The sequence below is a fragment of the Phreatobacter sp. GW821-FHT04C01 genome (assembly GCF_059420385.1).
On record NZ_JBWKTP010000003.1, the window covers coordinates 25,099 to 41,166 of the forward strand.

At 68.4% G+C, this 16,068-nt stretch carries 12 protein-coding genes and 1 tRNA gene; 9 read left to right on the forward strand and 4 right to left on the reverse strand.

Annotation, left to right across the window (positions count from 1 at the left end; translation table 11 throughout):
- Nucleotides 1–38: 38 nt before the first annotated feature.
- Nucleotides 39–842 (reverse strand): helix-turn-helix domain-containing protein, encoded by an 804-nt coding sequence (locus AC07WJ_RS11845; protein WP_494934797.1) that lies wholly within the window; start codon nucleotides 840–842, stop codon nucleotides 39–41.
- Between the two features lie 282 nt (nucleotides 843–1,124).
- Here AC07WJ_RS11845 and AC07WJ_RS11850 point away from each other — a divergent pair, with 282 nt between their 5' ends.
- From AC07WJ_RS11850 to AC07WJ_RS11880, 7 genes are all read left to right on the forward strand, one after another.
- Entirely contained in the window at nucleotides 1,125–2,213 is a 1,089-nt protein-coding gene (locus AC07WJ_RS11850; RefSeq protein WP_494934798.1) for a TRAP transporter substrate-binding protein, read from the forward strand.
- Nucleotides 2,214–2,430: 217 nt separating this feature from the next.
- Entirely contained in the window at nucleotides 2,431–2,757 is a 327-nt protein-coding gene (locus tag AC07WJ_RS11855) for a YtcA family lipoprotein (protein WP_494934799.1), read from the forward strand.
- A complete protein-coding gene (gene mdtN / locus AC07WJ_RS11860) occupies nucleotides 2,757–3,818 on the forward strand; it encodes a multidrug transporter subunit MdtN (protein ID WP_494934800.1) in 1,062 nt (353 codons plus the stop codon). Before AC07WJ_RS11855 ends, mdtN begins: the two co-directional genes overlap by 1 nt.
- A complete protein-coding gene (locus AC07WJ_RS11865) occupies nucleotides 3,793–5,877 on the forward strand; it encodes an FUSC family protein (protein ID WP_494934801.1) in 2,085 nt (694 codons plus the stop codon). The genes mdtN and AC07WJ_RS11865 overlap by 26 nt, the downstream gene beginning before the upstream one ends.
- Nucleotides 5,878–5,901: 24 nt before the next feature.
- Nucleotides 5,902–7,587 carry a TolC family protein gene (locus AC07WJ_RS11870; RefSeq protein WP_494934802.1) on the forward strand — a complete coding sequence of 562 codons (1,686 nt, stop codon included), beginning with the start codon at nucleotides 5,902–5,904 and terminating at the stop codon, nucleotides 7,585–7,587.
- Nucleotides 7,588–7,740: 153 nt separating this feature from the next.
- Nucleotides 7,741–8,598 carry a colicin E5-related ribonuclease gene (locus tag AC07WJ_RS11875; RefSeq protein WP_494934803.1) on the forward strand — a complete coding sequence of 286 codons (858 nt, stop codon included), beginning with the start codon at nucleotides 7,741–7,743 and terminating at the stop codon, nucleotides 8,596–8,598.
- Nucleotides 8,592–8,936: a hypothetical protein gene (locus tag AC07WJ_RS11880; protein ID WP_494934804.1), complete on the forward strand. Its 345-nt coding sequence runs from the start codon at nucleotides 8,592–8,594 to the stop codon at nucleotides 8,934–8,936. The genes AC07WJ_RS11875 and AC07WJ_RS11880 overlap by 7 nt, the downstream gene beginning before the upstream one ends.
- Nucleotides 8,937–9,072: 136 nt before the next feature.
- On the opposite strand, the gene AC07WJ_RS11885 is transcribed toward AC07WJ_RS11880, so the two are convergent.
- From AC07WJ_RS11885 to AC07WJ_RS11895, 3 genes are all read right to left on the reverse strand, one after another.
- Nucleotides 9,073–9,148 (reverse strand) — tRNA-His (locus tag AC07WJ_RS11885).
- A 279-nt stretch (nucleotides 9,149–9,427) separates the two neighbouring features.
- On the reverse strand, nucleotides 9,428–9,949 hold the full coding sequence (locus AC07WJ_RS11890) for a phasin (protein WP_494934805.1): 522 nt from the start codon (nucleotides 9,947–9,949) through the stop codon (nucleotides 9,428–9,430).
- 228 nt (nucleotides 9,950–10,177) lie between these two features.
- Nucleotides 10,178–10,564: a phasin gene (locus AC07WJ_RS11895; RefSeq protein ID WP_494934806.1), complete on the reverse strand. Its 387-nt coding sequence runs from the start codon at nucleotides 10,562–10,564 to the stop codon at nucleotides 10,178–10,180.
- 282 nt (nucleotides 10,565–10,846) lie between these two features.
- On the opposite strand from AC07WJ_RS11895, the gene AC07WJ_RS11900 reads away from it, so the two are divergent.
- Nucleotides 10,847–14,806, forward strand: coding sequence for a histidine kinase dimerization/phospho-acceptor domain-containing protein (locus AC07WJ_RS11900; protein WP_494934807.1), 3,960 nt, complete (start codon nucleotides 10,847–10,849; stop codon nucleotides 14,804–14,806).
- A 104-nt stretch (nucleotides 14,807–14,910) separates the two neighbouring features.
- Entirely contained in the window at nucleotides 14,911–15,948 is a 1,038-nt protein-coding gene (gene trpS / locus AC07WJ_RS11905; protein ID WP_494934808.1) for a tryptophan--tRNA ligase, read from the forward strand.
- Nucleotides 15,949–16,068 lie beyond the last annotated feature (120 nt).

The following is a 16,068-nucleotide window of genomic DNA, read 5'->3' on the forward strand; positions in this document are numbered from 1 at the left end:
TTGCCGCCGAACACCGGCCGCCGGCTTGCGTCCAGTGGTTACGCCAGATCGCCGCGCCTTGCCGCGGAGCTCCTGAAAATGTCCAGCTCGCGCGAGCCGGAAAAGATGGCGCGCGGTTTCAGGCCGTAGAAGCGCCGGATCGAATGGCTGAAATGGCTCGAGTCGGGATAGCCGATATCGAGCGCCAGATGCGCCATGTTGATCGCCTCATTGGCGAAATTCAAAAGATGACGGGCCCGCTTCCAGGCGCGCAGCGCCCGGAACGGCACATCGGTTTCGTCCTTGAACAGGTGCAGGAAGCGCGACACCGAGAGATTGGCGGCGGACGCGCAGGTGCTCGCCGGCAGGATGCTGCCGGGCTGGGCGCGCATCTCGTCGAGCACGCGGGCAATGCGCGGGTCGAGCCGGCGCTGCGCGAGCGGCGCTCCGAACACCTGCTCATCGAACTCGGCGGTGGTGATCTCGTGCTTGCGGGCGGTCTCGAAAAACACCCGATAGGCGGTCCGGATGCGCTCGGCCAGCACCAGCTGGCACATGGCGTCGCCGGTCCGGGCGAGATGGTCGAGCGCCGCTCGGTCCACCGTTTCCGGTTCGATCAGCACGCAGGCCACCGCCGGATATTCACTGGTCATGCTGTGCACGGTGTCGGGCAGCACCAGGGCGGCCTCGACCGTGCGTGTCGCCTGGCCGTCGACGGTCAGGTCGAGATTGCCGCGCATGGAGGCATAAAACATCAGCGCGCCGGAGGTGCGTTTGCGCGGCCGGCCGAGCAGTCCGGCATAAAACACCCGGTCCGGGCCGTAGAGCATGAACCGCTCCGAACAGGGCTTGCCGTCATTCATGCAGGTTCCTCCCATCCGCTGTGTTTTTGTTATGGGAGGACTATAGGCTTTCCGCGCCGGCCTTCCACCCTGGCAAAGGGACGCGGAGCGCGCCCGGGGCGAAGCGGCGGTTATGCCCGGCCTTCATCCAGTTCCAGATAGGTTTCGTGCGCATAGGTAATTTTATCGAATCACGGGCCGGAACCATGGGCAGGGCCTTGATTTGCGCCGGGATCGAATGATCTATGGCGCAACCGGCGTTTGCCCCGCGGCCCGCCGACAAATATCCCAGGAGGAATGCCGATGAAACGCCGCCACTTTATCGCCGCTACCGGGGTTGGCCTCGCCGCCAGCGCGGTCGCCGCCCCCGCGATCGCCCAGTCCGCTCCCGAAGTGAAGTGGCGCCTGACCTCGAGCTTCCCGAAATCGCTCGACACCATCTACGGCGCCGCGGAGACGGTCTCCAAGCAGGTCGCCGAGATGACCGACAACAAGTTCCAGATCCAGGTCTTCGCCGCCGGCGAAATCGCCCCGGCCCTGGCCGCAGCCGATGCCGCGTCGAACGGCTCGGTCGAGATGTGCCACACCGTGTCCTATTATTACGTCGGCAAAGATCCGACCTTCGCGGTGGCCTCGTCGGTGCCTTTCGGCATGAACGCGCGCCAGCAGAACGCCTGGCTGCAGAGCGGCGGCGGCAACGAGCTGTTCAACGAATTCTACAAGAAATACAATCTTCACGGCATTCAGACCGGCAATACCGGCGCCCAGATGGGTGGCTGGTTCCGCAAGGAAATCAAGACGGTCGCCGATCTCAACGGCCTGAAGATGCGCATTGGCGGCATTGCCGGCCAGGTGCTGCAGAAGCTCGGCGTGGTGCCCCAGCAGATCGGCGGCGGCGACATCTATCCGGCTCTCGAGCGCGGCACGATCGACGGCGCCGAGTGGGTCGGGCCCTATGACGACGAGAAGCTCGGCTTCAACAAGGTCGCGCCCTTCTACTATTATCCCGGCTGGTGGGAAGGCGGACCGGCGGTCCATTCCTTCATCAATCTGGAGAAGTGGAACTCCCTGCCCAAGGCCTACCAGGCTGTGCTGACCAATGCCTGCGCCAACGCCACCACCATCATGACGGCGAAATACGACCTGCAAAACCCGCCGGCCCTGCGCCGGCTGGTGGCGGCCGGCACCCAGCTCCGGCCGTTCCCGCAGGAAGTGATGGAAGCCTGCTACAACGCCACCAACGAATTGTGGGCCGAGATCAGCGCCAAGAACGCCGACTTCAAGAAGGCGATCGAGGCCATGCAGGCCTCGCGCAACGACCAGTATCTCTGGTGGCAGGTGGCCGAGTTCACCTATGACGCCTTCATGATCCGCCAGCGCGCGCGGCGCTGAGCACCGGCGCCGCCCGCGGGCGGCGGCGCGAGCTTCTCGTCGACGGGCCGCATCCTCCGGGATGCGGCCCGTTTTCGTCCGGCGCCCCGGCAGCCGGCCGGGCCATACAAAGATGCGGACCGCCGCACCCACCGGCCGTTTCGGCCATGGCGCGGCCTGCGATCATTGACTAAAAATGACCCTGGTGATTCTCAGCCGGGGGGCAAAGCGCCGTTTGATGACCAGTGCCGGGGACCAGATCAGGCGGCCTCGGGCTCTTCGGCCCGTCCTGGCGCGCGCCGTCCCGGCGATCCTCGCGACGGTGGTCCTGGCGGGCTGCGAGCGCAGCCCGGCCGCGCCGACCTTCAGTTTCTTCGGCTCGTATTTCCCGGCCTGGATCATTTGCACCGGCCTCGGCGTCGTCGCGGCGGTCGCCATGCGCAAGATCTTCATCGTGGCCGGGCTCGACGAGGCCCTCCCGGTGAAGCTCTTGGTCTATGCCAGCCTGGCGCTGATCGCGGCGGTCGGGCTGTGGTTCTTCTGGTTCGGCGGAGGGCCACGCTGATGGCCGCCTCTCCGGCACGCCGCTTCGCCGCCAAGGCGATCGGCTGGGCCATCATCGCCGGCGGCCTGGCCGCCGGTTATTTCGTGCTCGACGACATGGACCGGCGACCGCGCACCGACGCTGCCGAGATCGAAGCGCCGGTCATCAACGTCTCCTCCAACGTTCCCGGCCGGATCATCGCCTTCAAGGTCGACAACAATGCCGCGGTGAAGCGCGGCGACGTCCTGTTCGAGATCGATCCCGAACCCTATCAGTTGCGTCTCGACCAGGCGCGCGCCGAAGTCCGGGCGGCCGAGTCGGAGGTCGCCCAGGGCGGCCGCAACATCGCGACCCAGAAGACCAATGCCGAGATCGCGGACGAGCAGATCCGGCGGGCCAGGGCCAATCTCGCGCTGGCCGAGCAGACCCTGAGCCGGCTGGAGCCACTGCTGCCGCGCGGCTTCGTGTCGGCCCAGCAGGTCGACCAGGCGCGCACCGCCCGGCGCGACGCCGATGTCAGCCTGCAGCAGGCCCTGCAGCAATCCAAGGCGGCGACCCAGATCATCGGCACGCTGGAGACCCGCCAGGCCCAGCTCGCCACCGCCACCGCTGTCGCCGCCATTGCCGAGCGCGACCTGCGCAACACCGTGATCCGCGCGCCGTTCGACGGCAAGATCGTCGGCCTGACCCGCTCGGCCGGCGAATATGTGCTGACCGGCCAGGCGGTGTTCACGCTGATCAATACCGAGCATTGGGAGGCGGTGGCCAATTTCCGCGAGACCGATCTCGGCAATATCCGCCCCGGCACCGAAGCCGAGGTTTTCGTCATGGCCGACCGCAAGCGGCTGATCCGCGGCACGGTCCGCGCCATTGGCTGGGGCGTGCGCTCCGATGAGGCGATCACGCTCCTCGGCCTGCCGATTATTTCGCGCTCGCTCAACTGGGTCCGGGTCGCCCGCCGCTATCCCGTCTATATCCACCTGCACGAGCCGCCCGACGCGCTGATGCGCATCGGAGCCTCGGCGGTCGTCATCCTGACCAGCGGGCAGGCGGGCCATGGCTCCGAACCGTCCGGTCACTGAGGCGTCCCTGCTGAGCGTGCTCGGCGCGGAGCTCAAGCCCACGCCCGGCCGGCTCGGCCTGTCGCTGCGCATGGCCCTGATGTGCATGGCCGTGGTGATCGTCTCCATGGCCTTCCAGGTGCCGGAGGCGGCGCTCTCCTGCTACCTCATCTTCTTCGCTTCCAAGGTCGATGCCGGCACCAGCACGGCCATGGGCGTCGCGCTGATCGTCGGCGCGGCGGTCGGCATCGCCATCGGCGTCGTCTTCGTCATGATCTCCGCCGACGAACCGGCCGTGCGCCTGGCCTTCATGGCCCTGTTCACCTTTGCCGGCATGTTCTTCTCGCGGGCCACCCGGCTCGGACCGGTGGCGAGCACGGTCGGCTTCGCGCTGGCCTTCGTGATGACGCTGTTCGACGACGTGCCGATCCCCGAGCTGCTGGTGCGCGCGCTGATGTGGATGTGGATCGTCGTGCTGGTGCCGATGGCCATGTTGATCCTGGTCAACCTGATCGGCGGCCGCAGCCCCGCCGAACTGCTCAAGGAGGCGGTGGCCGAGCGGCTCGAGGTCCTGGCCGCGCTGTTCCGTGACGACACGCCGTCGGCGCGCGACCGGCTGATCCGGCTTCTCGGCCAGGGCAATGGCGAGGCCCGCAAGCTGCAGAAGATGGCCGGGCTGGTGACCGCCCTGCCGCCGCGCGAGGTGGCCCGGCTCGGCGAATTGCTCGGGCTGACCTACCGGCTGATGGTGGCGGCCGAGGTTCTGGTCGACGAGGCCGGGCCTGCCTCGCCATTGCCGCCCGTGCTCGCCGTGCTCGCCGGCCCCTGCGCCGCCGCCGCCCAGGCGGTGCGCACCGGCGCCGCGCCCGGCGCGACGGTGGCGGTGACGCCGGAGGATCCGTTCTTCGGCTTCCATGCCGGCGCCCAGCCGACGGTCCTCGCCGACATCGCGGCGCTCGTGCGTGATGTCGGACGCGCCTTGTCGACCGAGCGCGAGCCGGTCGATGCCGGCGCGGAGGCCGGCGAGCCGCTGCTCGCCGCGGACGCCTTCAGCAACCCGGCCTATACGCGTTTCGCGCTGAAGACGACGCTCGCCGTGGTGATCTGCTACCTGATCTATACCTCGCTCGACTGGTTCAGCGTCCACACCGCGCTGATCACCTGTTTCTATGTGGCGCTGTCGAGCCTCGGCGAGACCATTCACAAGCTGACGCTCAGGATCGCCGGCGCCCTGGTCGGCGGGGCGCTCGGCATCGGTTCGATCGTGTTCCTGATGCCGCATATGCAGGATGTCGGCGAACTGGCGCTGCTGATCGGCGCGGTCGCCTTCCTGGCCGCCTGGATCTCGGTCGGCAGCGAGCGCATCTCCTATATGGGCTGGCAGATCGCGCTCGCCTATTTTCTCTGCACCTTGCATGGCTTCGGGCCGAGCTTCGACCTCGCCACTGCGCGCGACCGCGTCATCGGCATCCTGATCGGCAATGTCGTGATGACCCTGGTCTTCGCCAATATCTGGCCGGAGAGCATCGGGCCGGCGATCCGCGCCGGACTTGCCGGCTGCCTGGACACCCTGGCGACCCTGGTCCGGCCGGCCGCGCTGGCGCCCGCTGCGCTGGCGGCGACCGCCGAGCGCTTCCACACCGGCCTCGCCAAGGCCCGTTCGAGCCGTGGCTATCTCGGTTTCGAACCGCAAGCCGTGCGGATGGATGCGGCGGCCGTCGCCGAAACCGATTCGGCCATGCGCGATATTCTCACGCTCTCGGCGCCGTTTTTCGTGCTCGCCGGCCAGCCGCCGTCGCTGACCTGGCAGGCTCATGCACCGAAACCTGTGCAAGACGCGGCTCTTGCCTACCAGAAGGCGGTGACAAACTGGCTCTCGGCCTATGCCGCGGCTATCAAGGACGGGCGCCCTGCGGCGGACCGCCCACGCTGGTCCGGTTCGACGGAGGGTGTCGAGGCCGCCTTCGCCAAGGCAAAGGGCCTGTCGGCAGACACCGGCGCCGAGATTGCCAGGCGCCTGGCCCTTTACCGAAGCCTGGACGGCCAGCTGAGACGGTTTGGCGCTGAGAAGGCTGGATAGCCGGCCGGTTGCGGTGAGTGGCTGATGCGTTCGGATGGACAGTCGACGGGGCGGACGGCACGGGCGGGCGCCTGCGATGTTCGCCGGCTCGCGACCGCCCTTGGTCTCGCGGGCCTGCTCGCGGGCTGCGCCGCATCCTCCATCGCCCTGGCGCCCGAGAGCCCGCAGACGCCCTGGCGCGGCGATCAGCCGGCGGCCCAGGCCCAGGTGGACGCGCCGGCCGTGATCCCCGCCCGCCCCGGCGCGCCGCCCGAGCCGGGACCTGTCCCGCCCGGCACGCGCGGGCCCGATTTCGCGCTGCCGCCCCACCCGGCTTTGCCGATCGGCATCGCGCGTCCCGATATCGATCCGCGCCACGTCTATACGCTGCCCGAGCTGATCGATATCGCGCAAATGGCCAATCCGGTCACCCGTGGCGCCTGGGAGCGGGCGCGCGAGGCGGCGCTGACGGTCGGCGCCGCCAGGGCGACCTATCTGCCGATCCTGACCGCCGACGTGATCGCCGGCTATCAGCGCGCCACCCAGGCGGTTCCCGGTCTCGAGGTCAATTCCCAGACCCGGCCCGGCATCGACGTCACCAGCGGCGGCGTCGCAACCTCGCTCATCGTGCCCGGCGGCACCGTGACCGCACAGGGCCGCGAGGTCATTCCTTCGCTCACCGTCAAATGGCTGCTGTTCGATTTCGGCCGCCGCGACGCCGTGGTCGAAAGCGCGCGCCAGCTGTCGACGGCCGCCAATGTCAGCTTCAACGGTACCCACCAGAAACTGATCTTCGATGTCAGCCGGGCCTTCTTCGCCCTGAACGCGACGCGCGTCCAACTGCGCGTCGGCCGGGACAGCGCCCAGGCGGCGCGGCTCGTCCACGAGGCGGCCAAGGCGCGCCTCGGCCGCGGCATCGGCACCACCATCGAGGTGGCCCAGGCGCGCCAGCAGGTAGCCCAGGCCGATCTGGCGCTGACCCAGGCCGAGGGCCAGGCACGCGACACCTATCATTCCCTGCTCGAGGCGATGGGGGTTGCCCCGACGCTGACTATCCAGATCCAGGATATCAGCGGGCGGCCCCTGCCGCGGGTCTTTCCGGCGGATCTCAACCGGTTGATCGAGGCTTCGCTGAAGCGCCGGCCGGATGTCCAGGTCGCCTTCGCCAGGCTGGCCGCGAGCCGCCAGGGCATTGCGCGCGCACGTGCCGATTTCATGCCGCAGGTGGCCCTGCTCGGCACCGCCAACCAGAACATCAGCTCGCTCACCGTGACCGACAGCCGGCTGCGCTCGAGCGCCACCGTCGGCGTCAATTCGCCCAATCTGTCGCTGCTGCTCGGCGTCAGCATGCCGCTTTACGACGGCGGCCTGCGCGACGCCCAGCTGAAGGCGGCGGAAGCACAGGCGGCGGCCTCCGAGCAGGACCTGCGCCAGGTCGAGAACATGGCGGCACGCCAGATCGTGGTCGCCTATGACGTGCTGCGCACCAGCCTGGCGGCCCATGCCGCGGCGACCGAACTGACCAGCGCGGCGCAGACCACGAGCACGGCGACGCTCGAATATTATCGAACCGGGCTCGGCACGCTGACCGACGCCACCATCGCGCAGACCGCGCTGTTCCAGGCCCGCCTCGCCAGGGCCAAGGCGCATAGCGACGCGCTGGTCGCCGCCGCGACCATTGCCTTCGCCACGGGCATGCTGACCAACCGCCTGTCGCCCGCGCGGCTTTGACGATGGCGCCTCCGGCGAGGCGTCGGTCATCACGCTGCTACAGTTCGGCCTCCACAGTCGGCGCAGCGGCATGCGCAGGGATTCGCCCGGAGCCTCAGGGGATCCGCATCCAGGCTGTGGCCGCCATATGCGAGCGAGTCTGGGAGGGGCTCCATGACGAATCCGGTATCCGCCGCAGCGGTCCGGTCTGCCAACCGGAGCACCGTTTCCGGTTACGCGGCAAGCAACGTGACGAATTCGGGCATCACGGCGTCCTCCGCGCCGCGTTCAAATGGCGTCGCCGGTCCGGATGCGACGGGCGGAACGGCCGAGCCGGCCGTATTTCCGGGCTATCTGCGGCCCGGCGCGGCCGTCGCGGCGCGCGGCGCCGAAGCCGGGCCGTCCGGCGGTGGGCGCCGGTCCGGCAGGCCGGCCACGCCGTCCCAGGACGGTGCGGGGGGCGTGCATGGCGTGGCCTCGGTGGACTATGCGCGATACCACGAGATGCTGCAGGGGGGCGCGGAGCGGTCCCAGAGGCTCGACGCCGGAACGGTGGAACGGGCGAGGCGGGCCTATCTCACCGACGGCGTGAAGGAGGCTTCACCGATCTCGCCGCCGCCGCCGTCGGTCGGCACGGATGCCGCGCGCCGGCCCTCCGATCCCGCGCCGGATTCCGATGGGGCGCGGCTGTTCGTCGACGGTGCCCGGGGCGGCATATCGTTCCGGCGCGGGGCCGCCCCCGGCTTCGCCCCGGATGCGGCCTCCGTGCCCACCACCATCGAGCCCAAGATCGAAGCCCAGATGGGCCAGCGCGGCTGGACCAGGCAAGCCATCGAGGACCTGATCGCGCATCCCGACCGGACCGTGGCGACACGCCATTCCCGCTTTGACGAGACACAGGGAAAACGCCTTGACGATCCCGCCATGGGTTATGCCGCGCGAGACGGCTCCTATGTCGTGCGCAATGAGCGGACAGGCGCGGTCGTGCAGGTGTCCGACAAGCGCGAGCCGGGATGGAAGGCGCCGTGGTGAGGCTCATCGCAGCGGCGGAGGCTGGCGGCCGTGGCGATGATCCGCTGGGCCGGCCGACCATTCGCCTGCATGGCGTGGCGCTGTTCAGCAAGACCGACAGCTACCGGCTGCTGGCGCATTGCCGCGGCCACGCCATCGCCGTGCTCGGTATCGAGGGCTTCCGCCTGGACGGCGTCAATCGCATTCCCGACATGAACTATATCGCCGACTTTTCCTCGGTCCTGGCCGTCTCGGATCGTGGCGAGCGGGTCGGCAGGTCGATTCGCTACGGCGAGGCATTCCTCAAGCTCGTGCCGAGGGAAGGCGTGCTGCTTGAATTCGTGCTGGCCGAGGCCTGACCGAATTTCTTGGCGCCGGGCCGCCTGATGCGGCTTGTCGATCGACGCGCCGGCCCGAGCCATTCGTCAGCGCGCGGGCAAGGACCGCGACCGTGCGCCGGGGTCGTTCGGGAATGGGTTCTGGCCGGGGGAGGTTTGGTACAGCCGGCTGGTTTCGAACCAGCTACCTCCAGAGCCACAATCTGGCGCTCTACCAAGTGAGCTACGGCTGCACATGCGATCGCGGCGGGACGCCCGGTCGACGCGGACCCTAGTAGTCTGAAGGGCCGGTCTTTGCAAGACGGCCACGGGTGACGAAAATCATCGATTCTCGTTTTTCCGCCGCCGGGTCGAAAAAAAAAGGCCCGGGCCGAGGCCCGGGCTTGGAGGCTTGACCGCGTGCTGCATGACGCGGTCCTGGGAGGAGGGGTCTGCCTGCCGGGGCACCGGCGGCATCGAGGCCGGCGGGCGCGACGGGCGCCGGCCGGACCCGGATCATCAGGTTCGCGCGATCACTTCGCGGCGGTCTTGAAGGCCTTCTCGACCTTCTCCTTGACCGGCTCGACGGTGTCGGTGGCAACCTTCTGGGCGATCGCCGAGAGATCCTTGGCCTGGCCCTGGAAGGTCTCGAACTGCTTGCGCAGGTAAGCCGACTGCAGCTCGACGACTTCGGCGAGCGTCTTCACGCCCATCAGGTCGCGAACGTGATCGAAGCCGGCATTGAGATTGATGCGGGTGGCTTCCAGCGCCTTCAGATTGAAGTCCTTCACGCCGGTCGAAGCGGTGGCATAGGTGTCTTCCAGAAGGTCGGTGGTCTCTTCGGCCGCGGCCTTCAGCTTGGCATAGCCGTCCTTCAGCTGGACGACGACCTTGTCGGCGGTTTCGCGCAGCGCGGCCGGAACCTCGACCTTGGACAGGTCGAAAGCGGCGGCGTCGAACTTCGGCATTTCGAACTTGGTCAGGTCGAAGGCCGGGAACGGCGAAGCGGTGGCGGTGCTGGTTTCGGTCTTGGCCGGTTTGGCAACTTGGCTCATGTCGCATTTCCTCACGGGGAATCGAACATCGAGGTCCCGTGAAGCCTTCCCCCTAGATGAGGCTTCCCCGGGCGAACCGACCCGCAGTTTGACTGCTTGGAGATCGGCGTTGCCCATGGCCATAGCGCAATTCATTGTGCGACGCAACATTTTACTGCAATGCACAAGGCGCAGATGTCCATTCGGTCGCCGGAGCCCGCTGATCCGCCCGCGTTTTCGTAAGCAGTGTCAGGCCTTGCCGTTGCGCTGCGTCCGTCCCGCGCCGCCGGTCAGCGTGGCGCCGAGCTCTTTCGCCTGAGCCTGCATGGCCTGCATCTGGCTCTTCAGGAACTCCGCCTGGAGTTGCATCACTTCGACCATGTCGGTCGCCCGCACCAGTTTCTGGGCGAAGGCAAAACTCGCCGCGACGTTGATTTCCGCAATCTCGATGGCCTTGCGGCCGACATCCCGGGCTCCGGACTGGACGGTTTCGCCCGAGCCCTCCATGGCCGTCACGGTGCGGTGCGCGGCTCCGACGAAGCCGTCGAAGGCCTTGCGCGCCTGCTCGACGCTCTTGTCCGCGAACTCGCGCATCTCCAGCGGGATCTCGTAGGCAACGGGTGCTTTGGCGACCATGCGGCCCTCCCCGACTCAGTTTGCAAACCGACGCCCTTGCTGCGAATCATTGCCCATATCGGCGCAAAGCGGAAGCGCTTCCGGTCCAAGTCACGGTCCAAGTCCCCAGCGGCGGCGATTGCGGATGCGCCGACGGCGCCTACATTAACCCTAACGAAGGGTTGAGTGTCCGGAGCGGCGGGCCGGCGTGGACGGGCGGCGTCGGTTCCGACACTATCCGTCAAGATTTCGTTCATCATGTTGGTGGCGCGACCGCGTGCCGCCGTTTAGGGGATCGCCCGGATGACATCCCTGCCGCCCGATGTCGCGACGGTGCTCGCGGAGCCGGCGATCGCCGGCCTTATCGCCGAAGCCGCCCCCTGGTGGCTGTGGTCGGCCGATGCGACGCGGCTGGTCGCCACCAATGCCGCCGGCGCGCGCGCCATGGGTCTCGCCGGCGCTGCGGCCGCGACCGAGCGGGCCTATGCGACGAGCCATCCATTGGCCGGACAGATCGCCCGCCTCGCGCCGAACCTGCCGGCGGACGGGGTGCCGCGGCTCGAGCGGCTGCGCCTGTTCGGCCGCTTCGGATCGGAGAACGCGCTCGCCCAGGCGCGCCTCGTGCGTGTCGGCGCGGCGGCCATGGTGGTCGTGACGCTGGTCGCGGCGGCCAAGGGACCATCGCCACGCGCCGCCGCATTGTCGTTCATTCAGGACCTTCAGGTGCCGGCTGCCCTGTTCGACGACCAAGGCGCGCCGCTCGGGGTCAGCGCGGTCGCCAAGGTTTTCGCCGGTGTCGATCTCAACGCCCTGATCGGCGTCGAGGCGCCGCAGGTCACGGCGGCCTTGGCGGAGCGTGGTCTGGCGCGGGTCGATCTGGTCACCGGTTCGCTGGTGGTATCGGCCCTGCCGGCGGCCGGCGCGCTGGTCGCCTTCCTCGGTGCTCGCGAGCGCCAGGAACCCGAGCCGGGCCTGAGGCTGGTGGCATCGTCGGCAAGGCCGGCGAGCCCGGAACCCGTGGCTGTCCCCGTGTCGCCGGCCGATCAGGACGTCGCGCCCGCGGCTCCGCAGATCGACGCCGCGGACGGCGCGGCGCCGGTTGCCCCGGCGCCCGTGCCCATGCCGGTCGTCGAAGCCGCCCTTGTCGAAACGCCCGCCGCTGTGCCCGTCGAAACGGCTGCCGCCCCCGCCGCCGCCGATGCCGCGCTCCAAACGCCGGCGCGCTTCTCCTGGCGGCTCGACGCCGCCCGCCGCTTCGCCGCGATCGATCCGGCCGTCGTCGCCGGGCCGGACGGCCTGACCATAAGCGAAGCCGCGGATCGCTTCGGTCTCGACCCCGAGGGCCGCTTGGCCGCGGCCTTCGACGCGGCCAAGCCGTTCAGCGGCCTCGCCACCGTCTGGCCGCTCGGCGGGACGCGCCGGCTGTCAGTGACCCTGGCCGCCTTTCCGAGCCTGCGAGACGGCGCCGTCCAGGGTTATTCCGGTTTCGGCCTGGTCACCGGCGAGCTGGCGCCGGCCGTGGTGCCGGCTATCGACACCACGCCCGCGCCGGAGGAGATTGGGCCGGACGAGCCCGCCGGGGACGGCGCGCCCGAAACCGGCAATGTTGCGTCCGGGCCGGTGGAGGCCCAGCCGGAACGAGACGAAGCCGATATGGCGGCGACGCCGACGGCGGCTGCCGCCGATCTGTCCGAGGCCATTGTGGCACCGGCCGACCAGACCGCTCCTGTCGATCATTCGGTCCAGGTCTCGTTAACCGAACCGACCGTTGAGGCTGTCGCCAGCCGGTCGGGGACTGCTACCCAGCCGGCCCCGGAAATCGCCGCCTCGGCGACGGAGTCGCTGCGTGACGATGCAAATGATGCCGCCGATGCCAGATCCCGCGATGCCAAGCACGGCGAGCCGACGCATGACGAGCCGAAGCAGGCCGATGCCAAGGATGCCGGAACGCCGGTGGCCGCTCCGTTCGAGGAGCAGCGCCCGGTGCTGACAGTGCATACCAATCCGCCGAATGTCGTCGCCCTGCGCAGCTCCGCCGGCCAGGACGCCAAGCGCATCGCCACGCTGTCGCCGGGCGAACGCAACGCTTTCCGCGAGATTGCCAAGGCGCTGGGCGCCAGGGCCGATGCCGATGATGCGGCCGCCGCACCGAAGGCGACCGTGGCGCCGGAACCAGCCGAGCCGAAAGTGACCGCGGCGCCGGAGTTGGCCGAGCCGGACTTGACGGCTCCGGACCTGGGCACATCGAACTTGGCGACATCGAACCTGGCCACTCCGGACTTGGCCACGCCGGACTTGGCGGCTCCGACGGCGCCGGTGGCCAAGCTGGTGACATCCGCCGAACTGACGGCCGTCGAGACGGCCGACAAGGCTGTTGAGACCGCTGCGGCCATTGAACCGGCGGCGGCCAGCGCGATCGAGGCGGAGGTGGCGGACGCCGCCCACGAACCGCAGGCTGTCGACACCGCCGCGCAGGCCGCGATCGACGAGGTCGTGCCGGTCGAAGCCGATCCGCCCTTGCCGGAGGCTTCGGTCGCGCCCGCCCATGCCGAACTGGTGACGCCGGCGATCCCTGATGCACCGGCGATCCCGGACGCCTCAGCGATCCCGGATGCGCCAGCGATCCCGGATGCGCCGTCGATCATGCCGCCCCGGAATTTCGTCGATGCCGGAACGCCGTTCGGTCCGCTGCCGAGCGCCTTTGGCACGGCCGCGGGCGAGAGCCCTGCGCCGACGCCCCTGATCCAGCCGCCGCCGGTCCTGCCGTTGCCGGCGATGGTTGCCGGCACCGACGCGAATACCCGGGCGCTGCTCGACCGCATGCCGCTCGGCCTGCTGGTCCATCGCGGCAATTCGGTGCTGCTGGCCAATCGGACGCTGCTCGACTGGATCGGTTATGCCGACGAGGCTTCGCTCGAAGCCGCGGGCGGCGTGGCGCGGGTCTTCGCCACCGAAACCCATGGCGACCAGATCGGCTCCGACGCGGCGCTGGCCATCACCGCCGCCGACGGTTCGGTGGTGCCGGTCGAGGCGCGCTTGTCGAAATTCGCCTGGGCCGGCGAACAGGCCTTCCTGTTCACGCTCACCCGCATCGAGGCGACGCCTGACGGTGAGGCGGAAACCGCGACCCTGACCGAATTGCGCGGCCGGCTCGAGGAGGTCGAGCAGATCCTCGACACCGCCACCGACGGCATCGTCATCCTGGCGCCGGATGGGGCCATCGAGAGCATGAATCGCTCGGCCGAGGCCCTGTTCGGTTATGAATCGGCCGATGTGAAGGGGCGCAGCTTCACCACCCTGTTCGCGCCCGAGAGTCATCGCTCGGCGATCGACTATTGCGACGGCCTCCTGGCCAATGGCGTCGCCAGCGTGCTCAATGACGGCCGCCAGATCATCGGCCGGTTCAAGCAGGGCGGCCTGATCCCGCTCTACATGACCATGGGACGCACCGGGCCGCGCGCCCGGCCGAAGCTGGCCGCGGTGTTCCGCGACATGACCCAGTGGAAGAAGGCGGAAGAGGATCTGGTCGCCGCCAAGCGCCAGGCCGAGCAGGCCTCATCGCAGAAATCCGATTTCCTGGCCAAGATCAGCCACGAGATCCGTACGCCGCTCAACGCCATCATCGGCTTCTCCGAGGTGATGATGGAGGAGCGTTTCGGCCCGATCGGCAACGAGCGCTACCGCGACTACCTGAAGGATATCCATTCTTCCGGCGGCCACGTGCTGTCGCTGATCAACGATCTCCTGGATCTCTCCAAGATCGAGGCCGGCAAGCTCGAATTGTCGTTCACCAGCGTCGATCTCAACGACGTCGTCCAGTCGACGGTGGCGATCATGCAGCCGCAGGCCAATCGCGAACGGGTGATCATCCGCTCGTCGCTGATGGGCAAGCTGCCGAATGTCGTGGCGGATGCCCGCTCGCTGCGCCAGATCGCGCTCAATCTCCTGTCGAACTCGGTGAAGTTCACCCCGGCCGGCGGCCAGATCATCGTCTCGACCGCCTTGTCGGATGCCGGCGAAGCGGTGCTGCGGGTGCGCGACACCGGGGTCGGCATGACCGATATCGAGCTGCAAGCGGCCATGGAGCCGTTCCGCCAGGTCGCAACCTCCAATCCGCAAAGCGTCAAGGGCACCGGCCTCGGCCTGCCCCTGACGAAAGCCCTGGTCGAGGCGAACCGCGCGAGTTTCGGCATTTCCTCCACGCCCAATCAGGGCACCCTGGTGGAAGTGGTGTTCCCGGCGACACGGGTGCTGGCGGAATAGCGGCCCGAACCACGCGAAACCTTGAAACGGCGCGCCTCCCATGCGAGGAAGCGCGCCTCCTTATCGGTGCATTTTCGCGCCGCCCTTCAAGGGAATCCGCGTCCATGGCGACCTTCAAGCCACTCGTCTTCTCCGGCATGCAACCGTCCGGCGACCTGCACCTCGGCAATTACCTGGGCGCGCTGGTCAATTGGGTGCGCATGCAGGAGACGCACGACTGCATCTATTGCGTCGTCGACATGCACGCGATCACGGTGTGGCAGGACCCGGCCCAGCTGCAGAAGGCGATCCGCGAGGTGACCGCGGCCTATATCGCCGCCGGCATCGACCCGAAGCGCTCGATCCTGTTCAACCAGAGCCAGGTGCACGAGCACGCCGAACTGGCCTGGGTGTTCAATTGCATCGCGCGCATGGGCTGGATGAGCCGCATGACCCAGTTCAAGGAAAAGGCCGGCAAGGACCGCGAGAACGTCTCGCTCGGCCTGTTCGCCTATCCGAGCCTGATGGCGGCCGACATCCTGGTCTATCGCGCGACCCATGTTCCGGTCGGCGAAGACCAGAAGCAGCATCTGGAACTGACCCGCGACATCGCCATCAAATTCAACAATGACTTTGGCCCGCGCATCGCCGAGCTCGGCCATGGCGATGCCTTCTTCCCGGTCACCGAGCCGGTCATCATGGGGCCGGCGACGCGCGTCATGAGCCTGCGCGACGGCACCAAGAAGATGTCGAAATCGGATCCGTCGGATTATTCGCGCATCAACCTGACCGACGATGCCGACACGATCTCGCAGAAGATCCGCAAGGCGCGCACCGATCCCGAGGCTTTGCCCTCGGAAGAGAAGGGCCTGGAGGGCCGTGCCGAGGCGGACAACCTGGTCGGCATTTTTGCCGCCCTGTCCGGCCGGACCAAGGCCGACGTGCTGGCCGAATTCGGCGGCGGCCAGTTCTCCGGCTTCAAGGCGGCGCTGGCCGACGTGGCGGTCGCCAAGCTCGCGCCGATCACCGGCGAGATGAAGCGGCTGGTCGCCGATCCCGCCGAAATCGACCGGATCCTGGCGGAGGGATCGCTGCGCGCCCGCGCCATCGCGGCCCCTGTCATGGCCGCGGTCAAGGACATCGTCGGCTTCGTCCGGTCCTGACCGCCCGGCGGTTGCGCCGAGCGGCCGGGAGCTTGTCCCCGGCCGTCTCCGTCTTGCCTGTTGACTCCGGGCTCGCCGCTCGGAACTGTGGCCACCAAGAATATCCGCGCGGATTTTCCC

Excerpts from the sequence above, each read along its gene's own strand:
- AC07WJ_RS11900 (WP_494934807.1), top strand. The coding sequence starts at position 10,847 with ATGACATCCCTGCCGCCCGATGTCGCGACGGTGCTCGCGGAGCCGGCG.
- AC07WJ_RS11850 (WP_494934798.1), top strand. The coding sequence starts at position 1,125 with ATGAAACGCCGCCACTTTATCGCCGCTACCGGGGTTGGCCTCGCCGCC.
- mdtN (WP_494934800.1), top strand. The coding sequence starts at position 2,757 with ATGGCCGCCTCTCCGGCACGCCGCTTCGCCGCCAAGGCGATCGGCTGG.
- AC07WJ_RS11890 (WP_494934805.1), bottom strand. The coding sequence starts at position 9,949 with ATGAGCCAAGTTGCCAAACCGGCCAAGACCGAAACCAGCACCGCCACC.
- AC07WJ_RS11895 (WP_494934806.1), bottom strand. The coding sequence starts at position 10,564 with ATGGTCGCCAAAGCACCCGTTGCCTACGAGATCCCGCTGGAGATGCGC.
- AC07WJ_RS11870 (WP_494934802.1), top strand. The coding sequence starts at position 5,902 with ATGCGTTCGGATGGACAGTCGACGGGGCGGACGGCACGGGCGGGCGCC.
- AC07WJ_RS11845 (WP_494934797.1), bottom strand. The coding sequence starts at position 842 with ATGAATGACGGCAAGCCCTGTTCGGAGCGGTTCATGCTCTACGGCCCG.
- AC07WJ_RS11855 (WP_494934799.1), top strand. The coding sequence starts at position 2,431 with ATGACCAGTGCCGGGGACCAGATCAGGCGGCCTCGGGCTCTTCGGCCC.
- trpS (WP_494934808.1), top strand. The coding sequence starts at position 14,911 with ATGGCGACCTTCAAGCCACTCGTCTTCTCCGGCATGCAACCGTCCGGC.
- AC07WJ_RS11865 (WP_494934801.1), top strand. The coding sequence starts at position 3,793 with ATGGCTCCGAACCGTCCGGTCACTGAGGCGTCCCTGCTGAGCGTGCTC.
- AC07WJ_RS11875 (WP_494934803.1), top strand. The coding sequence starts at position 7,741 with ATGACGAATCCGGTATCCGCCGCAGCGGTCCGGTCTGCCAACCGGAGC.